The sequence below is a fragment of the Paraburkholderia sp. OAS925 genome (genome assembly GCF_040543975.1).
Lineage (GTDB): Bacteria > Pseudomonadota > Gammaproteobacteria > Burkholderiales > Burkholderiaceae > Paraburkholderia > Paraburkholderia graminis.
On the sequence record NZ_JBEUNO010000002.1, the window covers coordinates 289078 to 310567 of the forward strand.

General features: G+C 65.0%; 19 protein-coding genes and 1 pseudogene. 10 read left to right on the forward strand and 10 right to left on the reverse strand.

Annotation, left to right across the window (positions count from 1 at the left end; all coding sequences use genetic code 11):
• The first annotated feature begins 71 nt into the window (after positions 1 to 71).
• Together ABIE53_RS20050 and ABIE53_RS20055 are read left to right on the forward strand one after the other, a co-directional pair.
• Positions 72 to 1361 carry a 4-aminobutyrate--2-oxoglutarate transaminase gene (locus tag ABIE53_RS20050; RefSeq protein WP_192699767.1) on the forward strand — a complete coding sequence of 430 codons (1290 nt, stop codon included), beginning with the start codon at positions 72 to 74 and terminating at the stop codon, positions 1359 to 1361.
• Between the two features lie 12 nt (positions 1362 to 1373).
• Positions 1374 to 2833, forward strand: a pseudogene (locus ABIE53_RS20055) (NAD-dependent succinate-semialdehyde dehydrogenase).
• A 73-nt stretch (positions 2834 to 2906) separates the two neighbouring features.
• Here the strand turns inward: ABIE53_RS20055 and ABIE53_RS20060 are convergent.
• Positions 2907 to 3230: a DUF4148 domain-containing protein gene (locus ABIE53_RS20060; RefSeq protein ID WP_192699766.1), complete on the reverse strand. Its 324-nt coding sequence runs from the start codon at positions 3228 to 3230 to the stop codon at positions 2907 to 2909.
• Positions 3231 to 3341: 111 nt separating this feature from the next.
• Positions 3342 to 4385, reverse strand: a complete 1044-nt coding sequence (locus ABIE53_RS20065) for a GlxA family transcriptional regulator (protein WP_192699765.1) — start codon at positions 4383 to 4385, stop codon at positions 3342 to 3344.
• A gap of 408 nt (positions 4386 to 4793) precedes the next feature.
• Between ABIE53_RS20065 and ABIE53_RS20070 the strand changes: the two genes are divergently transcribed.
• The 5 genes from ABIE53_RS20070 to ABIE53_RS20090 all read left to right on the forward strand — a co-directional run bounded on the left by ABIE53_RS20070 (position 4794) and on the right by ABIE53_RS20090 (position 9336).
• Entirely contained in the window at positions 4794 to 5768 is a 975-nt protein-coding gene (locus ABIE53_RS20070) for a choline ABC transporter substrate-binding protein (RefSeq protein ID WP_107706836.1), read from the forward strand.
• A 44-nt stretch (positions 5769 to 5812) separates the two neighbouring features.
• The gene (gene cdhC / locus ABIE53_RS20075) at positions 5813 to 6742 is read left to right on the forward strand and encodes a 3-dehydrocarnitine:acetyl-CoA trimethylamine transferase CdhC (RefSeq protein ID WP_192699764.1); all 930 of its coding nucleotides are present in this window, start codon (positions 5813 to 5815) and stop codon (positions 6740 to 6742) included.
• A gap of 44 nt (positions 6743 to 6786) precedes the next feature.
• Positions 6787 to 7752 (forward strand): L-carnitine dehydrogenase, encoded by a 966-nt coding sequence (locus ABIE53_RS20080; RefSeq protein ID WP_192699763.1) that lies wholly within the window; start codon positions 6787 to 6789, stop codon positions 7750 to 7752.
• Between the two features lie 80 nt (positions 7753 to 7832).
• Positions 7833 to 8348 (forward strand): thioesterase family protein, encoded by a 516-nt coding sequence (locus ABIE53_RS20085; RefSeq protein ID WP_192699762.1) that lies wholly within the window; start codon positions 7833 to 7835, stop codon positions 8346 to 8348.
• Positions 8341 to 9336 carry an alpha/beta hydrolase gene (locus ABIE53_RS20090; protein ID WP_192699761.1) on the forward strand — a complete coding sequence of 332 codons (996 nt, stop codon included), beginning with the start codon at positions 8341 to 8343 and terminating at the stop codon, positions 9334 to 9336. Before ABIE53_RS20085 ends, ABIE53_RS20090 begins: the two co-directional genes overlap by 8 nt.
• A 169-nt stretch (positions 9337 to 9505) precedes the next feature.
• On the opposite strand, the gene ABIE53_RS20095 is transcribed toward ABIE53_RS20090, so the two are convergent.
• The 7 genes from ABIE53_RS20095 to ABIE53_RS20125 all read right to left on the reverse strand — a co-directional run bounded on the left by ABIE53_RS20095 (position 9506) and on the right by ABIE53_RS20125 (position 16875).
• Positions 9506 to 10477 carry a response regulator gene (locus ABIE53_RS20095; protein ID WP_192699760.1) on the reverse strand — a complete coding sequence of 324 codons (972 nt, stop codon included), beginning with the start codon at positions 10475 to 10477 and terminating at the stop codon, positions 9506 to 9508.
• Positions 10478 to 10787: 310 nt separating this feature from the next.
• Positions 10788 to 11462, reverse strand: coding sequence for an HAD family hydrolase (locus tag ABIE53_RS20100; protein WP_029970088.1), 675 nt, complete (start codon positions 11460 to 11462; stop codon positions 10788 to 10790).
• Between the two features lie 56 nt (positions 11463 to 11518).
• Positions 11519 to 12166 (reverse strand): DUF2894 domain-containing protein, encoded by a 648-nt coding sequence (locus tag ABIE53_RS20105; RefSeq protein ID WP_192699759.1) that lies wholly within the window; start codon positions 12164 to 12166, stop codon positions 11519 to 11521.
• 16 nt (positions 12167 to 12182) lie between these two features.
• Positions 12183 to 12830, reverse strand: a complete 648-nt coding sequence (locus tag ABIE53_RS20110; RefSeq protein WP_192699909.1) for an OmpA family protein — start codon at positions 12828 to 12830, stop codon at positions 12183 to 12185.
• A gap of 5 nt (positions 12831 to 12835) precedes the next feature.
• Positions 12836 to 15367: a DUF802 domain-containing protein gene (locus tag ABIE53_RS20115; RefSeq protein WP_192699758.1), complete on the reverse strand. Its 2532-nt coding sequence runs from the start codon at positions 15365 to 15367 to the stop codon at positions 12836 to 12838.
• 10 nt (positions 15368 to 15377) lie between these two features.
• A complete protein-coding gene (locus tag ABIE53_RS20120; RefSeq protein WP_192699757.1) occupies positions 15378 to 16112 on the reverse strand; it encodes a DUF3348 domain-containing protein in 735 nt (244 codons plus the stop codon).
• A 109-nt stretch (positions 16113 to 16221) separates the two neighbouring features.
• On the reverse strand, positions 16222 to 16875 hold the full coding sequence (locus tag ABIE53_RS20125; protein ID WP_029970081.1) for a helix-turn-helix domain-containing protein: 654 nt from the start codon (positions 16873 to 16875) through the stop codon (positions 16222 to 16224).
• A 125-nt stretch (positions 16876 to 17000) separates the two neighbouring features.
• On the opposite strand from ABIE53_RS20125, the gene ABIE53_RS20130 reads away from it, so the two are divergent.
• From ABIE53_RS20130 to ABIE53_RS20140, 3 genes are read left to right on the forward strand one after another with little or no spacing between them, the layout of a single operon-like run.
• Positions 17001 to 18287: an MFS transporter gene (locus ABIE53_RS20130; protein ID WP_006049462.1), complete on the forward strand. Its 1287-nt coding sequence runs from the start codon at positions 17001 to 17003 to the stop codon at positions 18285 to 18287.
• Positions 18288 to 18325: 38 nt separating this feature from the next.
• On the forward strand, positions 18326 to 19852 hold the full coding sequence (locus ABIE53_RS20135; RefSeq protein ID WP_053860052.1) for an amidase: 1527 nt from the start codon (positions 18326 to 18328) through the stop codon (positions 19850 to 19852).
• Positions 19853 to 19863: 11 nt separating this feature from the next.
• Complete coding sequence (locus ABIE53_RS20140; RefSeq protein WP_029970076.1) at positions 19864 to 21096, forward strand: NAD(P)/FAD-dependent oxidoreductase; 1233 nt, start codon at positions 19864 to 19866, stop codon at positions 21094 to 21096.
• A 57-nt stretch (positions 21097 to 21153) separates the two neighbouring features.
• Here the strand turns inward: ABIE53_RS20140 and ABIE53_RS20145 are convergent, their stop codons facing one another.
• Positions 21154 to 21480 (reverse strand): hypothetical protein, encoded by a 327-nt coding sequence (locus ABIE53_RS20145; RefSeq protein ID WP_307259991.1) that lies wholly within the window; start codon positions 21478 to 21480, stop codon positions 21154 to 21156.
• Positions 21481 to 21490: the final 10 nt, after the last annotated feature.

Genomic DNA, 21490 nt, shown 5'->3' on the forward strand with positions numbered 1-21490 from the left:
AAATCTCACTATAGTCGCTGCATGTGCCGCGCCTTGCCGCGCGGCGTCCGCCGACAGCGAGGAGCCACGTGATGAACCTGAAGAACGCAGAACTGAAGAGCCGCAAGGACGCAGCCACGCCGCGCGGCGTCGGCGTAATGTGCGATTTTTACGCGGCGCGGGCCGAAAACGCGGAGCTTTGGGACGTGGAAGGCCGCCGCTTCATCGACTTCGCCGCCGGAATCGCCGTGTGCAACACGGGCCATCGTCATCCGAAGATCGTGGCCGCGATTCGCGACCAGCTCGATCATTTCACGCACACCGCGTATCAGATCGTGCCGTACGCGTCGTATGTCGAACTCGCTGAAAAGCTCAACGAGCGTGCGCCCGGCGATCATCCGAAGAAAACCGCTTTCTTCACGACCGGCGCCGAAGCCGTCGAAAACGCGATCAAGATCGCGCGCGCCGCGACCGGGCGTCCGGGCGTGATCGCCTTCACCGGCGGCTTTCACGGCCGCACGCTGATGGGCATGGCGCTGACCGGCAAGGTCGCGCCGTACAAGCTCGGCTTCGGGCCGTTCCCGTCGGACGTGTTTCATGCGCCGTTTCCGAATCCGCTGCATGGCGTGACCACCGCCGATTCGCTGAAGGCCATCGACTTTTTGTTCAAGGCCGACATCGATCCCAAGCGCGTGGCCGCGATCATCTTCGAACCGGTCCAGGGCGAAGGCGGCTTCTATCCCGCGTCGGCCGAGTTCGTGCGCGCGCTGCGCAAGCTGTGCAACGAGCACGGCATTCTGCTGATCGCCGATGAAGTGCAAACCGGCTTCGCGCGCACCGGCAAGCTGTTCGCGATGCATCACTACGACGTCGTGCCTGACCTGATGACGGTCGCCAAGAGCCTCGCGGGCGGCATGCCGCTGTCGGGCGTCATCGGCCGCGCCGACGTGATGGACGCCGCGGCGCCCGGCGGACTCGGCGGCACGTACGCGGGCAATCCGCTCGCGCTGGCGGCGGCGCATGCGGTGCTCGACATCATCGACGAAGAGAAGCTGTGCGAGCGCGCTGTCGTTCTCGGCGATCGCGTCAAGGCCAAGCTGATCGAACTGCAAAAAGATGCGCCGCAAATCGCCGATGTGCGTGGCCCTGGCGGCATGGTGGCCGTTGAGTTCTGCAAGCCGGGCAGCGTGGAGCCGGACGCGGACTTCACGAAGCGCGTGCAGGCGCGCGCGCTCGAACGCGGCCTGCTGCTGCTCGTGTGCGGCGTTTATTCAAACGTGGTGCGCTTCCTGTTTCCGTTGACGATTCAGGACGCCGTCTTCGACGAGGCGCTCGCCATTCTCGAGGACGTCATCAAGGACAGCGTTGCTGTCGCAGCCTGAGGAAATCGACCGATGACCACGCTGACTCTGAAAGACCCGTCCCTGCTGAAGACCGCCGCCTACATTGCGGGCGAATGGCAAGGCGCCGACGACGGCGCGACCTTCGACGCCGTGAACCCGCGACCGGCGAGGTGATCGCGACGGTGCCGCGCATGGGTGCGGCGGAAACACGCCGCGCCATCGACTCGGCGAACGCCGCGTGGCCCGCATGGCGGGCAAGCACCGCGAAGCAACGCGCGGTGATTCTGCGCAAATGGCACGACCTGATGCTGGAGAACGCCGACGACCTCGCGCTGATTCTCACCACCGAGCAAGGCAAGCCGCTTGCCGAGGCCAAGGGCGAGATTCAATACGCCGCGTCGTTCCTCGAATGGTTCGCGGAAGAAGGCAAGCGCGTGAATGGCGACACGATTCCAACGCCCGCGAGCGACAAGCGCATTGTCGTGACGAAGGAACCGGTCGGCGTGTGCGCCGCCATCACGCCGTGGAATTTCCCCGCCGCGATGATTACGCGCAAGGTCGGCCCGGCGCTCGCGGCGGGCTGCCCGATCATCGTCAAACCGGCCGAAGCCACGCCGCTCTCGGCGCTCGCGCTCGCCGTGCTCGCGGAACGTGCGGGCGTGCCGCGCGGTGTGTTCAATGTGGTGACGGGCGAGCCGAAAGCGATCGGCGCGGAAATGACCGGCAATCCGGTCGTGCGCAAGCTGTCGTTCACGGGCTCGACGCCGGTTGGGCGTCTCTTGATGGCGCAGTGCGCGCCGACGGTGAAGAAGGTATCGCTGGAACTGGGCGGCAACGCGCCGTTCATCGTTTTCGACGACGCCGATCTCGACGCCGCCGTGGCCGGCGCGATTGCGTCGAAGTATCGCAACAGCGGCCAGACCTGCGTGTGCACGAACCGCTTCTACGTGCACGACAAGGTCTACGATGCCTTCGCCGACAAATTGCGCGCCGCCGTCCAACAATTGCAGGTGGGCCGCGGCACCGAGGCGGGCGTCACGCAAGGTCCGCTGATCAACGAAGCGGCTGTGCTCAAGGTCGAGTCGCATATCGAGGACGCGCTCGCCAAAGGCGCGCGCGTGCTCACGGGCGGCAAGCGTCATGCGCTCGGTCACGGCTTCTTCGAGCCGACCGTGCTCGCGGATGTCACGCCCGACATGAAAGTAGCGCGCGACGAAACCTTCGGGCCGCTCGCGCCGCTGTTCCGTTTTTCATCGGATGACGAAGTAATCCGGCTCGCGAACGATACCGAGTTCGGTCTTGCGTCGTACTTTTATAGCCGCGACATCGGGCGCGTATGGCGCGTCGCGGAAGCGCTCGAGTACGGCATGGTAGGGATCAACACCGGACTGATTTCGAACGAAGTGGCGCCGTTTGGCGGCGTCAAGCAGTCGGGGCTGGGGCGCGAAGGCTCGCACTATGGCATCGACGATTATGTGGTCGTCAAGTATATGTGTGTGGGTGGGGTTTGAAGGGGGGAACGGCAGGCTGAGGCGTGCCGTTTTTTTACCCATCGCGCGACGAACCTCGCCGCGCCGCCGTCAATCAGTGGCCGACATAAACCGGCGCCGAATACGAGCTCGACGTGACCTCAGCACGGCTGCCCGCTTGCGACGATCCGTTGGTCGCCGAGCCATAGCCGCTCGTCTGAGCGGTGCCGTTCCGCGCGGCGACGCGCGCTTCGGCGGCCTGGATGTTCGCCGGGTAGTCGTAGTCGTTCGACGTTGCCGGGTTGTAACCGGCCTTCTCCAGTTGAACCAGTTCGGCGCGAACCTGAGCGCGCGTGACCGGCTGGTTCGATTGCGCAAAAGCAGCAAGCGGTGCGGAAATAAGAGCGGCGATAACAGCAGCTTCGATCAGCGATTTCATGATGACCTACCTCCAGAGATTGTTTTGTCAGGCGCTGAAGGCGTTGTGTCTTCAGCCGATGAACACAGTCTAGGAGGTCGGCGACCTAGGGTAAACCCCGAATCGGTGAATTCACTGTTGCTGCGCTTGTGATAATCCTTCAACACGCGCATTAATTAGCGCTTTGGGTGGCACCAAACCGCCGCTCGCCTGCCGGTCGCTCCTCGGGCTTGCACCGAATCGCGCACGATAAGTCCGCGAGAAGTGCGACGGCGACTCGAATCCGCAGGCGACGCAAATCGACGTGATCGACATGTCGGTCTGTTGCAAAAGCTCGCGCGCGCGGCCGAGCCGCAGTTGCAGATAGAAGTGCGTCGGCGTGTCCTTCAGCGACGCGCAAAAGAGCCGCTCCAGTTGCCGGCGCGTCACGCCGATTTCCTGCGCGAGCCGGTCGGGCGTCAACGGCTCTTCCATGTGCTGCTCCATCACGCCGATCACCTGGATCAGCTTGCGGTTGTGCACGCCGTAGCGCGCGGCAATCTCCATGCGCTGATGGTCGGAGCGCTGACGGATGCGGCTCACCACGAACTGCTCCGACACCGCCGACGCGAGCGCCGCGCCGTGCTTGCGTCCGATCAGGTCGAGCATCATGTCGATCGACGCAGTGCCGCCCGCGCACGTGATGCGCCGCGCGCCGATCTCGAACAGTTCCTGACTGGCATCCAGCGACGGATAACGCTCGCGAAATGCCGAGAGCGCCTCCCAATGCACGGTCACGTTGTCCGCGCCGCCCAGCAGCCCGGCTTCGGCGAGCACGAAGCTGCCCGTGTCGATGCCGCCGAGCGTCGCGCCCGCGCGCTCGAGCCGCTTCAACCATTCGGCGAGTTCGCGCGTGTAGCAGGCGAGCGGCTCGAAGCCCGCTACGACGAAGAGCGTCGCCGTGCTGTCCGTGAGGTCCGCGCCACGCAGGTCGCCGATAGCCGCCTCGCCGATGGCCGCGTCCGCGTTGATCGAAATCCCGTTGCTCGCTGCAACCGGCGCGCCGTCCAGACTGAGAATGCGCCATCGGTACAACTCGCCGCGAAAGCGATTCGCCACGCGCAAGGGCTCGACGGCGGACATGAAGCCGATCGCCGAATAGCCCGGCAGCAGCAAAAACGATATTTCTTCAGGCATGTCGCGGGAATCCGGTGAAAGGCGGCTGAAAGTGACAAGCAGTCGAAAGCAGCGAAAAGCGCAAGCGAACGCGCGGTTCCCGGCGAGCGTAGCAAGCAGACTGCGAGCGGACAAGGCGCGCCAAAATTGGTCCATAGCCGATGCCGCGCTGCAATGCCGACGCCCGCTCGCGCATGCTGGTTTTCCCTCGTTGTCGCGTGGAAGCAAGAACGGGTCGCTGATGGTCGCTTTGGCGGCAATATGGGGCATTAACGTTAGTGCCATTCCAACCGCATCGTCGATGGACTCACATAGCACCTCACGCATCACTTATCACTTGCCGGTGGGCCGCAGTTCGCATTCGCGCATCAAAGCGGCCCTTTCGAAAACGCGCTGTCAGACGTGCATAAGCGTCAATAGGGGAAGGTCATGAAGTCACGCATCACCACCTTGCTTGCCCAACTTACCCGGCTTGCCTGCCTCGCGGCCGCGGGCAGCGCCGCCGTCGCCGCGCTGCCCGCGTTCGCGCAGGACCCGCCCGCGTGCCGCGCGGTGCGTTTCGCCGACATCGGCTGGACGGACATCACGTCGACCACCGCGCTCGCCTCCACGGTCTTCGAAGGGCTCGGTTATCAGCCGGTCACGACCGTTGCTTCTGTGCCGATTTCGTTTGCCGGTTTGAAGACGAAACAGCTCGACGTGTCGCTCGGCTACTGGTGGCCGGTGCAGGAGAAAGCGATTGCGCCGTTCGTCGACTCGAAGGCAATCGACGTGCTGCAGCCGCCCAACCTGACCGGCGCAAAAGCAACCTTCGCCGTGCCGGGCTATGCGTACGACGCGGGCCTCAAGACATTCGCCGACATCGCGAAGCACCGCGATCAGCTCGACGGCAAGATCTACGGCATCGAGCCTGGCAGCAGCGCCAACGCGGCCATTCAGAAGATGATCGCCACCAACAAGTTCGGCCTTGGCGGCTTCAAGCTGATCGAATCGAGCGAAGCGGGCATGCTCGTTTCAGTGGAACGCGCGATCCGCGACAAGAAATGGGTGGTGTTTCTCGGCTGGGAACCGCATCCGATGAACATTCAGATCGACATGAAGTACCTGTCCGGCAGCGACGGCGTGTTCGGCCCCAACGACGGCGAAGCGCGCGTTTATACGTTGACGTCGCCCGACTACCTGACGCGTTGCCCCAACGCGGGCAAGCTCGTAAGCAACCTGCGCTTTTCGACGCAGCTCGAAAACGTGGTGATGCAATCGGTGATGAACAAGCAAAAGCCCGCCGATGCCGCGAAAGCCTATCTGAAGAAAAACCCGCAAATACTCGACGCGTGGCTCGCCGGCGTGAAGACCTACGACGGCAAGGACGGTTTGCCTGCGGTGAAAGCCTATCTCGGGCTTTGATTCCCGAAGCGTCGCGCATTGAACATCTACAGGAACTTGCACGCATGAACCATGAAGTCATCGTGACCTGCGCGGTCACCGGCGCCGGCGACACCGTCGGCAAGCATCCCGCGATTCCGGTTACGCCGAAGCAGATCGCCGAGGCCGCCATCGAAGCCGCGAAAGCGGGCGCGACCGTCGCGCACTGCCACGTCCGCGATCCGAGGACCGGACGCGGCAGCCGCGATCCGCAGTTGTATCGCGAATTGGTCGACCGAATCCGCTCGTCGGGCACGGACGTCATCATCAATCTGACCGCGGGCATGGGCGGCGATCTGGAAATCGGTCCCGGCGAAGATCCCATGCGCTTCGGTGCGAATACGGACCTGGTCGGCGGCCTGACGCGCCTCGCGCACGTCGAGGAGCTGTTGCCGGAAATCTGCACGCTCGATTGCGGCACGCTCAATTTCGGCGACGGCGACTATATCTATGTATCGACGCCCGCGCAATTGCGCGCCGGTGCAGCGCGCATTCAGGAACTGGGCGTAAAACCCGAACTGGAGATCTTCGACACGGGGCACTTGTGGTTCGCGAAGCAGTTGCTCAAGGAAGGGCTGCTCGACGCGCCGCCGCTCTTTCAGCTGTGCCTCGGCATTCCCTGGGGGGCGCCCGCCGATACGACGACCATGAAAGCGATGGCCGACAACCTGCCGCCCGGCGCGCAATGGGCCGGCTTCGGCATCGGCCGCATGCAGATGCCGATGGTCGCGCAGGCGATGCTGCTCGGCGGCCACGTGCGCGTCGGCCTCGAAGACAACATCTGGCTCGATAAAGGTGTGCCCGCAACCAACGGCACCCTCGTGCAGCGCGCGGTGGAAATCATCGAGCGTCTTGGCGGACGCGCACTGACGCCCGCCGAAGGCCGGCGCAAGCTCGGCTTGCCCGCGCGCGGCGAACGGCAACTCGAACGGCGCGCAGCCGGCGAATACGCGTGATCGCGACAACCAGCAACGCATAGGCAAACAAGGAAACGTCAGCAATGGCAGTGATCGTCAACATCAAAACATTCGCCGCGATCGGCGCGGGCGTGATCGGCAGCGGCTGGGTGGCGCGCGCGCTCGCGCACGGGCTCGACGTGATCGCGTGGGATCCGGCGCCGGGCGCGGAAAAACAGTTGCGCGAGAACGTCGCGAATGCGTGGCCGGCGCTGGAACGCGTCGGCCTCGCGGAAGGCGCGTCGCGATCGCGGCTGCGCTTTGTCGATACGATCGAGGCGTGTGTCGCCGACGCCGACTTCATTCAGGAAAGCGCGCCCGAGCGCGAGGAATTGAAGCTCGCGTTGCACGAACAGATCAGCCGCGCGGCGAAGCCCGACGCGATCATCGCGTCGTCGACGTCGGGGCTTTTGCCGAGCGATTTCTATGCACGCGCTGTGAACCCGGAGCGTTGCATCGTCGGGCATCCGTTCAATCCGGTTTATCTGCTGCCGCTCGTGGAAGTGCTCGGCGGCGAGCGCACGGCTTCTGAGACCATCGACGCCGCGCTGCGCATTTATCGCTCGCTGTCGATGCGCCCGCTGCGGGTTCGCAAGGAAGTGCCCGGCTTCATCGCCGACCGGCTGCTCGAAGCGCTGTGGCGCGAGGCGCTGCATCTGGTCAACGAGGGCGTCGCGACCACTGGCGAAATCGACGACGCGATCCGCTTCGGCGCGGGCATCCGCTGGTCTTTCATGGGGACGTTCCTGACCTACACGCTCGCGGGCGGCGACGCGGGCATGCGCCATTTCATGCAGCAATTCGGTCCCGCGCTGGAGCTTCCGTGGACTAAACTGATAGCGCCGAAGCTGACGGACGAACTGATCGACCGCGTTGTCGACGGCACCGCCGAACAGGTCGGCCCGCGCTCGATCAAGCAACTGGAGCGCTATCGCGACGACTGCATCACGAGCGTGCTCGCGGCGATTGGCGAGGCCAAGGCGCGGCATGGGTTGATGGCTGCGGATTGACGCCGGCGCGGCGCGCGACCCGATTCGCGCGTCGCACGCCGCACGCCGCACACAAACCCAAGACCACGGAGACCCGCAGCATGCCGCAAACCGCTTCTTCCCTGCCCTGCTATCGCGACACGGTCCGCGCGGAATGGGTCGACTACAACGGCCATTTGCGCGACGCGTTCTACATGCTGATTTTCAGCTTCGCGACCGACGAGCTGATCGACCGGATCGGTTTGCCCGACGCCGTGCGCATGGAACGCGGCCGCTCGATCTACACGCTCGAAGCGCACATCAACTATCTGCATGAGATCAAGGAAGGCACGCGCGTGCGTGTCGATATGCGCGTGCTCGCGCATGATACGAAGCGGCTGCATCTCTACCTCGAAATGTTCGCCGACGAAGGCGACACGCCGGTCGCCGCCGGCGAGCAAATGCTGCTGCATGTCGATACGAGCGGGCCACGCTCCGTCGCATTCGACGCCGATGTCGCCGCGCGCGTAAAAGAACTGGCCGACGCACACGCCGCATTACCCGCCGCCGCCTACGCGGGCCGCATGATCGGCCTGCCCGCCGCCGCGCAACGCAGCCGGAGCCAACAGCATGCTTGAGCCGCAAATGGCGGCGTTCATCGCGCGAGCCGCCGCGCTGTATCCCGGAGGACATAACACGTCGGGCGCGTCCATCGCGCCGCCCGAGCAACGCGAAGCTTACGACCGCTACGCGGCCGCGCTCACTCCGCCGTTGCCGCCGGAAGTCGTCACCGAAGATGCGCAATTCGAGGCCGCTGCGGCTCATCCGATTGCGTTGCGGCTCTATCGCAACCGTGCCAAAGCGGACGACATGCCGCGCGGCGTCGTGCTGTACTTCCACGGCGGCGGCTTCGTGCTTGGATCGCTGGACAGCCATCAACTGATCACGGCGCGTCTTGCTGCGGACACGGGCCTCGACGTGATCGCCGTCGATTACCGGCTCGCGCCCGAACACCGCGCGCCGGCCGCGCACGACGACTGCCTGGAGATCACGCGCGCCGCCCTGCAACGCAGGCTGCCCTTCGATCTTCCCGCCGACGCCGCGCTGCAACTGGCCGGCGACAGTGCCGGCGGCACGCTCGCGGCCAGCGTGGCGATGCGTTTGCGCGACGAGGGCATCGACGGCATACGCGGTGTTGCGCTGATCTATCCGATGCTCGGCACCGACCCGCAGCCGCCCGCACGCGATACCGAAGCGCGCGCGCCCATGCTGACGCTCGCCGACGTCCACGCGTTTCGCGACATGTATTGGGGCGGAAGTTGTGGCGAAAGTCGGGGCGGAACTTGGGGCGAAAGCGCGCCGTATCCCGAGTGGACGGTGCCGCTCGACGCCGCACGTTATGACAACCTTCCGCGTGCGCTCGCGATCGGCGCGGAGCACGATCCGCTCAGAGACGACGCCCGCGTATTCGCCGAACGCATTCAGGCGGCGGGCGGACAAGCGCGGCTATGGATCGGCGCGGGACTCGTGCATGGCTGCTGGCGCGCCATCGAATCGAGCCCTGGCGTGCAAGCCATGCATGACGAAGTGTGCCGCTTTCTGTGCGCGAACGCCGGAGCGGCTTGAGCGGCGTATTCGCATGGGCCTTATGGGCGATGAATAAAACCGCGCCAATGCGTCGTCATCCAGGCGCCGTTACGCGAGCCCTATCCGAATTGCACGGCTCTTGTCGCGCATGAATGGCCACATCGCGCATTTCCCCAACAGCATGGAATGTCTCGTCGTGCCGGCAGCCCTAGCGTGCCCGGTCGCTGCGCCACTGCGCGAACGTCAGCGGCCTGACGCCGGCTTGCGCCACTTCCGGCGACTCCACCTGGCTCCAGCAGTAGAACGCGTCACCCCAACCGGGAATGGGCTGCGGCTTAAGCATTCTGAATTCGACATTCGACCGGAACGCAAGATGCGGCCAGAAGAGCGGCATGACCTCGCGCACGGCCATCTGCCTGAGCAACTCGGCCGGGCCGCTTTCGTCCGCGACGATTTCGCCTTGCGCAATCCAGTCGTGCTCGGCCCACGCGACGAACACGCTCGCCCTTCCCTCGCGATCGAACATCAGAATGGCATTCTGCTCGGGACGCCAGTAATACTCGACGATGCCTTTGTCCTTCACGACCTGATCGATCACGCTGCGCGTGCGCGGATCGCAATACGTGATGCCGTTCTCGCCCAATGCGAGCCAGCCCGCCTCGGAGCAATGGCGGCTCTTCGCGTCCTTCAGAAAATGCACGAGCCGGTTCGCCGAATCCGCGTCGGTCTTGCGCAGATATAAATCGACAATGCCCGCATTGAATGCCTTGACGGCGACGGTTTCGTCGGCGACGCCCGTCAGCAGGATTTTTGCGCAATGCAGGTTGGAGATGGACGACAGAAACTCGACGCCGCTTATGCCGGGCATGTCGTAGTCCACCACGACCGCGGCTACCTCGGAGAAACGCGAATCGCGCGCCAGCACGTCGCGCTGCGGCGACGTTTCGACGAAGCGTTCAAAGCCCGTCTCGCTCAAACACGCGGAAGCCGGCGCGAACTCGAGCGAGTTTTCGCGCGCGTGCTGACGGATAAAAGCCAGCGCCGTTTGCGGACGCGAGAAAAACAGATTGGTGGAAACATCCGGGAAGAAACGGCGCAGCGCGTCGAGGTAGTTGTCGTTGTCGTCGACGAAAACAACCGTGGTCGGATAGGAGACGGGTGGTCGAATAAACTTGTTCATATTTTCACGTGGTTCGTCAGCCCGCCGCAGGCGGGATCGCCGTGACAGGCTCGCCGGTCGCCGCATGCGCTCACGTGGAACATGCCGGGCGCGCCGCCGCTGCGTACACGCCGGTCTTTCTATCGCTGTTGCCGGGCCGGTTCCCGTTGATCCATATAGTACAGGGAGTGCAGGGCTCCTGGCTGCAACAGTACAAAGTTCCGTGTGTTTGCAGCAGCGTATGCGGCCTGAATGAAACCAATGGCGATGCAAAAAACGCGGCGCGGCCAGCGCATTTCGTCGCGGCCGCGTCATGCCGCAATGCGCGCGACTACGGTCGCGAGGCTACTTCGTCGAGATGATCGAGCAGAGCCGCGGGGTCGTCGTAGACGCGCAGTGCGCCGGCCCGTTCGAGCTCTTCCGTGCCGTAGCCGCCCGACAGCAGGCCCACGCCGAGCGCGCGGCAGCGGCGCGCCGCGAGCATGTCCCAGATGCTGTCGCCGACCACGACCGAATGTTCGATCTGCACGCCGAGACGTTCGGCGGCCGCGATGAAAAGATCGGGATCGGGCTTCGCGTATTTGACGTCGTCGCGCGTCACGACGACTGCTTTTGACGGATCGACGCCGAGCGCCTCCAGATTCACCGCCGCGGTTTCCATGCGGCCGCTGGTGGCGACGGCCCACGGCGTGCCCGCCTGCGTGAGCGCATCGAGCAGTTCGCGCGCGCCAGGCAGCGGACATACTTGCGCGCGCAACCTTTTATACGCCGCCGCGTGCGCATGACGAAGACGCTCGCCGCGCTCGGCGCTGATGTCGCCGTGCGTCTCGCGCAGAAGCTGATTGGTGAAGAGACCGCCGCTCATGCCGATCTTTCGATGAATCCGCCACACCGACAGCGAAATGCCTTCGCTGTCGAGCGCTTCTTTCCAGGCCAGCACGTGTTGATAGACGCTATCGACGAGCGTGCCGTCGAGATCGAACAGAAATGAGGTCTGGATACGCATGGTGGGCTCCTTTCGATGGCTACCCGCCAATATGCCACGTCAAGCGCCGCGAGGCATCAGCGCGTCTTGCCGCGCCCGCCCTTGCCGGCCGTCGCCGCGCGCGGCGGCTCCTTGCTGGGCGGGGCGCCGCCGTTCAATTGCTCGATCCACGACAACGCGTCGACATACGAGAGAAACTGTTTCAGATAGCCCGGCGACAACTCGCGCATCAGCGACAGCGAGCGATGCACGAGGCTGCTCGAATTGAGCGGCCCGGCGTTGCCGGGCGCCGGTTGCAGCGACTGCCGCAACTGCTTGTCGGTGCGCACCTTGGCCCACGTCTGCCGGAAATAATCGAGTTCGGGGAGTTCGGGATAGGCGGCGTGATTGCGCTCGCGGTGTTGCGGCGCGCTTTGCAATTCGGCGATGAGCTGGACGAGCGGGCCCGCGCCTGTTGTCGATTCGGCTGTGCGGGCAGCGTTATCGGTTTTCATCGCGCCGCATGCGTCGCGCTCGGCCGCAGCTATTTGCCGCGCATACGCATCAAGCAACACGGCGAGCCTCTCGTCGAGCACGCGGCGAGTCTCGCCGCACTGCGTGGCGGCGCGCCGCTCCAACGCGTCGATGAAACGAAACCGCGGCGGATCGACACGATCGGCGCCGCGCTCGCGCCACGCGTCGAGCGTGGCGCGCGGCGTCTGTGCGTCGCCTGCGGCTTCAGTCATGGGATCGCTCGCGCCGTTATTCACGAGGCTTTCCCGCGGCCGCCGGCAGTCTCGGCACCGGCGCGATTTCCACGCGACGGTTGCGCGCGCGCCCTTGCTCGTCGGCATTCGAACTGACGGGCTGGCCGGAGCCGAATGCCGCCGCGAACAGCGACGGCGCCGGCACGCCCGCCTCGATCAACGCGCGCGTCACCGTCAGCGCGCGCTGCGCCGACAACTCCCAGTTGTCCGCGAAACGGCGATTGCCTTCGCGCAGCCGCCGATCGTCGGTAAAGCCGCTCACCATCAGGATCTGGTCGCTTGCACGCAGATAGGCGGACAGCGGGCCGGCCAGGCTCTTCAACAGATCGCGCCCTTGCGGCTGCAACTGGTCGGAGTTGAGCGCGAACAGCACATTGCCGCTGATGCCGATGCGCCCGTTCACGAGCGTCACGCGCCCGGCCGCGAGCGGGCCGGCGAGCGCCTCTTCGAGCGTCTTGCGGCGCTGCGTTTCAACCTGACGCTGCTTGACCTCCTGCTCGAGCTTGTTCGACAGTTCCAGTTGCACGCCGATGACGGCCACCAGAATCAGCATGAACGCGCCGAGCAGCACGGACATCATGTCGCCGAACGCCGCCCAGATCGGCGTGCCCGGCTCGACGCCGCCGTCGATGTCCTCGCTCATCCCGCTCATGCCGCCTCGACTCCGTCAGCCGAGCGCCGCGCCGCAAGCTGCTGCAGATCTTCGACAATCTGCTTTTGCGACATCACGCTCAGATCGATAACTTCGCGCGCCTGCGCCACGTAGTAGGCAAGCTGTTCGTCGCTGCGCGTGAGCGACTTGTCGAGCGCCGCTTCGATTCTCTCCAGATGCGCGACGAGCTTGTCGTTCGATTCGCCGAACAACTGCACCGCCGCGCCGAACGCGTCGCTGAGGCTCGCCACTTCGACGGCGCCGCCCGCGATCTGCGCGGCTATCGTGCCGATCTTGTCGGCCTCGGCCTCGACCTTGTCGGTGAAACGCGTGCCGACGCGTTCGAGCAAATCCGCTGACGTCGCGACGAGCGCATCGACCGCCGTGCGCTGTTCCGTGGATGCATGGTTGACCGCGTCCAGCAGCGTTTCCAGTGTTTCGAGCAGACGGCTGCGCTCCTGCAGCATCGCCGTGTCGCGCACCATGCTGTCCGACAGCTTCTGCCGCAACTCGGCGACCACTTCGGCAGCGGCCTTCGGCGCCTCGGACGCCGCCTGCACGAGCCGCGAAATTTCAGCGATGGTTTCGCTGGCATGCCCCTGCGTCTGAGCCGAAATATCGCGCGCGGTCTGCTCGAGTGTGTCGCAAATCTGCTGCTGACGGTTGGCCGTCAGTTCGCCGGCTTGCTGCCATTCCTGGCTCAGAGCGCTCGCCATCGAGTCCAGCTTCGATGTCCATGCCGCAAGACGCGCTTCGTTGTGTTCGCCGGCTTGCTGCCATTCCTTGGTGAGGGCGCTCGCCATCGAGTCCAGCTTCGACGTCCATGCCGTAAGACGTGCTTCGTTGTGTTCGCCGGCTTGCTGCCATTCCTTGCCGAGCATCGCCACCATCGAATCGAGCTTCGACGTCCACGCCGCGAGCCGCGCTTCGTTGTGCTCTCCCGCCTGCTGCCATTCCTTACCGAGGGCGCTCGCCATCGAATCGAGCTTCGACGTCCACGCCGTGAGCCGCTCTTCGTTATGTTCCCCGGCTTGCTGCCATTTCTCGCTAAGCGTGGTCGCCATCGAATCGAGCTTCGCGGTCCATGCCGCAAGCCGCGCTTCGTTCTGTTCGCCCGCCTGCTGCCACTCCTTGCCGATCATGCCCGCCATCGACTCGAGCTTCGCCGTCCACGCGGCGAGCCGCGCTTCGTCTCGCGAGGCCAGTTGCGTCTGCAAGTCCGCATGCGACTCGCCCACGTTGCGCACCAGCGACGCCGAGTGCTCCGCGAACGCCGCCGCCGCCGCAACCAGCGCCTGCTCGTGCCGCGCCGCCAGCGTCGCGCCCGACTGCTCGTGGCGCGACAGCGCGTCGTTCCACGTCTGCGAAAGCTTGCCCGCCGCGGTTTCGAGGCGCGCGGAAACGCCGTCGACAAGTCCCGCCGAGCGCTCGTCGAAAGTCTGCGTGAAGCGCTCCAGCGAAGCCTGCAATTGCTGCGTCATTGCATCGTTCGAACGTTGCTGGCCGGCGAGCGCGTCGTTCCAGATGCCCGCGATCTTGCCGGTAGCCGACTCGAAACCGTTCGACAGCGCATCCAGTTGCCGCTGCACCGCCTGCGAGACGCTCTCGTGCAACGAGGCGCTTTCGCGCGCGAGGCCGGCCATCGTCGCCTGCATGACCGGTTCGAGCGCCGCGCCGGCAGCACGCGTGCTGTCCGCGACGCTCTGCTTCAACGACTGCTCGACCGATGCGGCGAGCCGCGTGTACGCGGCCTGCGCCTTGTTGTGAAACGTCTCCTGGCTTGCAAGCTGGCGCTCGTTGAAAGCGAGGCTGTGCTGCTCCATCGCGGCCATCATCGTTTGCAGGCGATCGACCAGCGTCGGCATCAGTTCCGCTTGCCGCTGCAGGAGCCGGAAGCTCTCGTCGCGCTGATGAGCCTGCGAATAGATGCGCAGGCTCGTGGCGATCCTGACGTCGAGCTGCTGCGCCGCTTCGAGCCGCTCGCAACGGCACAACGCCGACAACAGGCCCAGCATCGCGGAACTCGCCACGCCCGCGATCGACGTACCGAACGCGAAGCCCAGGCCCTTCACCGGCGCGGCCAGCGAAGCGCGGATCGCGGTCAGATCGGTTGCGCTTTCGAGCGCCATGCCGGTGCCGCGCAAGGTCACGACCATGCCGAGCAGCGTGCCGAGCATGCCGAGCAGCACCAGCAAGCCGACGAGATAAGGCGTGAGCGCAGGCCCCGGCAACGCGACGCGCTCGCCTTCGATGCGAAGACGGACCGTATTGCGCAAGCCCGGATGCAATTCCTCGAGCCACGCGCCAAGCCGCGGCGGCGGCTCGGCGAGGCGCGCGACGGCGCTAGTGAGCGTCGCGGTCGCCGCGCTATAGCGCCGCAATTCGAGCGCGCCCGCAAGATAGAACGCGCCGATCAGCAGCGTGACGGCCAGCGCCAGCCAGTTGGACCCGACATAGCCGATGGCAATGCCGCACACCGCGGCGAGACCTGCCGCGAACACAACGAGATCAATACGATATCTGGACATGGCGTCCCGGTTAGCGAGTACGAAGGGCGGCAAGCAACCCTTCGACTGGTTGTAAACGAATATCCAGCTCGGCAAGCAACACGCTTTGCATGTCCTTGCGGAACACGTCGAGCCAGGGGCCGGGCGCGCCGGGGGCGGCTTGCGCGCCTTCGCCATCGCCATCGTCCGGCAGCGGCTGTGCGGCGTCGCGCAAACGCTCGAAGTGTCCGGCGAGCAGCACCGGCAGATTGGCCAGCAGGCTTCGCTCGCGTTCGCCGAGCGCACGTTCCATCACGGCATCGAGCACCGCGAGACGGCCCATCGCAGGATTCCTGGCGGCAAGCAACGCGCGCAGCCGGCCGCGCAGATTGCCGACACCCGTTTCCATCGACTGCTGCATGGCCTGGTAGCGCTGGCGAAAGAGCGCGTAGTCGACGGGCGCGGCCTGCGGCTCCACATACGCGGGACCGCGGCGCCTGGCGGTCGCGAACGCGCTGTCGCCGGTAATCGTGGCGACGAGCGCGGCCCGCGCGCGCGCGCATTCCGCCTCCTCCGCGCTGCCGAACGCTCGCGCGCCCGCGGCCGGCGTGGGCGGCGCGCCGCTGAGCGCCGACGACAGCGCGATCGCATCCGTCCAGCCGAGCCACTGGCTCAGCCGGTCGGATAGCGATTGCCGTGGTTCGGGAACGTCGACATTGGCGAAGCGCGCCAGCAGGCGAACGAGCGCCGGGCCGCTGAGAGCTGTGCGCTGGGGGGCTTGCAACATACCACCGGATGCAAAAAAGTCAGCAGTTTACACGCTGACGCGCACGACGGCTTCGCTCCCCATTACAACGTCCTCGCACGCAGACATCGTGGCGCTTGAGAATAGGCGTTCAAATCGCTCCGCGCGGCCGATGCTCGTCCGTATCGACGCAGCACACCAGCGCATCCGCATCTTCTTCGCCGACGCTCACATAGATGTGCCCGACCGAGCTGTCGAAGTACAGGCTGTCGCCCGGCATCAGCCTGAACGACTTGCCGTTCTCGAAGCGCAATTCAAGCTTGCCGGAGAGCAGAAAGACGAACTCCTCGCCCGAATGCCGGATGTACTCGGGAAAGTCCGATACGGCGCGCGCATGGATGTGCGCGCGCATCGGCATCATGCGTTTGCCCGTGAGGTTGTTCGCGAGCATCCCGTACTCGTAGTTCGGCGTGTCGTACACCTGCTGCTTGCCCGCCGCGGTGAACGACGGCTTCATCGCGCCGGCCGCCGGCTTGCGGCGCCGGCCGAAAATCGCGTCGAACTCGAGCTCGAGCGAATGCGCGAGTGCCGCGAACTTGTCGTACGTCAGCGCGATGTCCCCGCGCTCGGCCTTCGAGATCGTCGATACCGCAATGCCCGAGCGCTCGGACAATTCGGCGAGCGTCAGCCCGCGCGCCTTGCGCGCCTGCCGCAAATGCCCGCCCACCAGTTTGTGATCGAGCGACGGCGGCGCTTCATGCGCGTGCGCCTTCGGTTGTTTCACTACGGCTACGGCTTTGACCATGTCACTGATTCCGCCTGGCTTCCTTGCTTCCCACCTGTCCATAAAAATTTCTCGTATGCGAGAAATTATTTTTTTCTCGTATATGATAACTCACGTCGATTCCACCTTTATGTGGGGCCCGTATCGTGTCTACCCTTGCGCTTAGTCAGTCCCGTTTGACGAAGACCCGCGTCATCACTGCCACGACCATCGGCACGGCGCTCGAATTCTACGACTTCACGATCTACAGCTTCTTCGCGATCCAGATCGGGCAGTTGTTCTTTCCGGGCGCGTCGCCCGTCAATCAGTTTTTACTGTCGATCGGCGTATTCGGCGTGGGCTTCGTGGTGCGGCCGCTCGGCGGCGTCGTGATCGGCGCGTATGCGGATCGCGCGGGCCGCAAGAACGCGATGGTCCTTACGATCATGCTGATGGCGCTTAGCTGCGCGATGATCGCGTGCGCGCCCACTTACGCGGTCGCCGGCTTCGCCGCGCCGCTCATCGTGCTCGCCGCGCGGTTGATACAAGGCTTCGCGGCGGGCGGCGAGTTCGGACCGGGCACGACGCTGCTCGTCGAATATGCTACCGACAACACGCGCGCGTTCTTCGCGAGCTGGAATTTCGCGGCGACTGCGGCAGGCCTCGTGCTCGGCGCGCTGGTCGCGACGCTCGTCAACGTGCTGCTGCCGAAGCAGGCCGTGCTCGAATGGGGCTGGCGCATTCCGTTCGTGCTCGGCATCGTCGCGGCGCCGGCCGGCATGCTGATCCGCCGGCGCCTCGAAGAAACGCTGACCGCGCGCAAGCCCGGCGAAGCCGCGCCGAGCGGCGCGCTGAAGGCCGCGCTGACCACGCATCTCAAGCTGACGATTCTCGGCACTTTCGCCGAGTTGGGCGGCTCCGTGTCGGTCTACATCACCGCCTTTTTTCTGCCGAGTCATGCGGTGCGCGCGCTGCATCTTTCGTCGACGTCGGCGGTGATCTCCGGTATCGTCAGTTCGCTTGCGCTGTTCGTCGCCGCGCCGCTCGCCGGCATGCTCGCGGACCGCTACACCCGCAAGCGCGTGCTCGTGATTTCGCGCGTCGTGATGCTGTTGCTCGTGTATCCGGCGTTTGCATTCCTGAGCGCGCATCCGTCGATGACGGCGCTTTGCATCGTGTCCGCGCTACTCGCCGTGTTCGTGTCCGGGCAGATCGTGCCCGTGCTCGTGATGATCCCGGAACTGTTCCCGAAGCATGTGCGTGCAACCGGAATTGCATTGACGTATGTTGTGAGCGCATCGTTTTTCGGCGGCTTCTCGCCGTTTATCGCAAGCTGGCTGGTCGCGCGCACCGGCAATCCGCTCGCGCCGGCCTGGTATGTGGCCGCCGCATGCGCGATTTCCCTCGTGCCGGTAATCTGGCTGAAGGACCGCACCGGCGAAGCGCTCGGCTGACCAAGAAAGACACAATGAGCACAATGAGTGGAGACGATATGAGTCGAGACAACGATTTGCCCGGCCGCAGCGCGGTCGAGTTGCGCCGGATGATCGGCGCGAAAGAGATCTCGCCCGTCGAACTGCTGGAGGCGTGCATCGCTCGAATCGAGGCGGTGAATCCGGCAGTCAACGCGATCACCGCAACCGACTTTGTGGCCGCGCGCGCCGCCGCGAAACGCGCGGAAAAGCAGGTACTCGACGGCGAGCCGCTCGGCCTTCTGCACGGCTTGCCGCTCGGCGTGAAGGACCTCGAAAATACCGCCGGACTCCTGACGACTTATGGTTCGCCGATGTCGCGCGGCAACGTGCCCACGCAAGACGTGGTGCTCGTCGAGCGTCTGCGTGCCGCCGGCGCGATCGTCACCGCGAAGACCAACGTGCCGGAACTCGGCGCCGGCGCGAACACGCGCAATCCGGTGTGGGGCGCGACCGGCAATCCGTTCAACACAGCATTGAATGCAGGCGGCTCGTCGGGCGGTTCGGCGGCCGCGCTTGCGTGCGACATGCTGCCCGTGTGCACCGGCTCGGACACCGGCGGCTCGTTGCGCATTCCCGCTTCCAAATGCGGCGTGGTGGGCTTTCGTCCGACGCCGGGACTCGTGCCGAATTCGCGCAAGCTGGTGGGCTGGTCGCCGATCTCGGTGGTTGGACCGATGGGCCGCAGCGTCGCCGAAGCGTGCTTGCAGCTCGCCGCTACCGTGGGCATCTCGGCGGGCGACCCGCTCAGCTTTGCCGCCGATCCGCTCAGCTTCGCCGCGCCCGCCGACATCGACCTCGCCACATTGCGCGTGGGCTGGACCGAAGACTTCGGCAGTTGCGACGTGGATGCGTCGATCCGCAACGTGTTTCGTGAACGCATCGCGCTGATCGCGCCGTCTTTCCGTTCATGCGAGGAAGTGAGCTTCGATCTCGGCGACGTGCACCGCTGCTTCGACGTGATCCGCGCGGAGAGCTTCGTCGCCGGTCTGCACGATGCCTACACGCGCGATCCGGCGCAACTCGGCCCGAACACGCGCGCCAACTATGAGCTCGGCGCAAGCATGAGCCTCGCGGACAGCGCGTGGGCCCAGGCCGAACAGACGCGCATCTTCAAACGCTTTCAGGCCGCGTTCGAGCAGTACGACGTGATCCTCTCGCCGACCACGCCCGTGTCGCCGTTTCCGTGGCAGCAGTTGTACGCCGCGCAAATCGACGGGCGCGAGCAGGACAACTATTACCGCTGGCTCGCGCTCACCTATGTCGTCACGCTGACGACGCATCCGGCGCTGTCGCTGCCGTGCGGTGTCGATCACGCGGGCATGCCGTTCGGCTTGCAGATCGTCGGGCCGTTTCATGGCGACCGCAAGACGCTCGCCGTCGCGCATGCGATGGAGCAGGTGTTCGCGCAGTCGCCTGCGTTGCGCCGTCCGCGACCCGATCTGTCGAAGCTCACGAAAGCGGACGCGTCGTTGAAATCGATCGTGACGTCGCCCCCTCTTTTTAACGACGCCGACGCGAACGGCTCGGGCCTCTCAGCAGTTTAACGATGACAACAATGAAGTTCGATACCGTCGTACTCGGCGCCGGCATTGTCGGCGTGTGCGTGGCCGTGCATTTGCAAAAGCGCGGCCGACAGGTCGCGCTGGTCGACCGCAAGGCGCCAGGCAACGAGACCTCGTTCGGCAATGCCGGATTGATTCAGCGAGAAGGCGTGTACCCGTACGCATTTCCGCGCGGACTGGGTGCATTGCTTCGCTATGCGCGCAACCAGTCGCTCGACGTTCGCTACCACGCCGATGCGCTATTTCACGCGGCGCCGTTTCTGTGGAGATACTGGCGCAATTCCGATCCGGCGAAACACGCCGCGATTGCAAAGTCATATTCGACGCTGATCGAACATTGCGTGAGCGAGCATCGCACGCTGGCCGCGCAAGCGGACGCGAGTGCTTTGCTGCGCCCCACGGGCTGGATCAAGGTGTTTCGCAGCAACGCCGCTCAGGACGCGGAACTGCGAGTCGCCGATCGATGGAGCCGCGAATACGGCGTCGAATTCGAAGCGCTCGACGCCGCGCGCCTGCAGCACATCGAGCCCGATCTCGACAAGGCATTGCTCGGCGGCCTGCGCTACACGCAAGCGGATTCGGTGAGCGATCCGAACGCGCTCGTCACGGCCTACGCGAAATACTTCGAGGCGCTCGGCGGACGGTTCTTCACCGGCGACGCCAATACGCTGCGCAACGGCTGGGAGGTCACGACAAACGCGGGGACGATCGCGGCTTCATCGGCGGTGGTCGCGTTGGGGCCGTGGTCCGGCGTGCTCAGTTCGCGGCTCGGGTATCGGCTGCCGCTCGGCGTCAAGCGCGGCTACCACATGCATTACGCGGCACGCGCGGGCGCGCGCCTCAATCATCCGGTACTCGACGCCGAGCGGGGCTATCTGCTCGCGCCGATGGCGCGCGGCATCCGCCTGACGACCGGCGCTGAAATCGCATTGCTCGATGCGCCGAAAACGCCCACGCAACTCGCCGCCGTCGAACCGATTGCACGCACGCTGTTCCCACTCGACAAACGCCTCGACGATCAACCGTGGATGGGCGCGCGGCCCTGCACGCCGGACATGATGCCCGTGATTGGCCGCGCCGAAAAACATCAGGGCTTGTGGTTCGCATTCGGTCACGCGCATCATGGACTCACGCTCGGGCCGGTGACCGGCCGCCTGATCGCCGAAATGATGACGGGTGAAGAAACGCTCGTGGACACGCATCCGTTCAGAGTGGACAGGTTCTAACGTCAAACGCGGGCAGCGCGCCTGCCGCTTCGTGCGGGAAGCGCGCTGCCGCTTCATTTAGTGCAGCGGTTGCAGCGCGGTCCAGCGCGTCCAGCCGCTGTCGCCTTCCACGGCGCTGATCCGCAATGCGCGCGAGCCGTCGGCGAAAATGATCGATTCGGCATGACATGCTTCGGGGTCTGGAATATCGCGCGGACCCACAAAGCTCACGACATGTTTGAACGAAAGATTGCCTTCGCGCAATATGTCGAGATAGGCGGGCTCCTCGTTATCGAATGGCTGAGCGGTGCAACGGTTCAACAGCACAGCAGCGATTTCTGCATCACACATGTTCTCTCTCTCCTGACTGACTAACGCGACACCTCCCATGCCGGTGGCGTTCAAGCTCGTCATT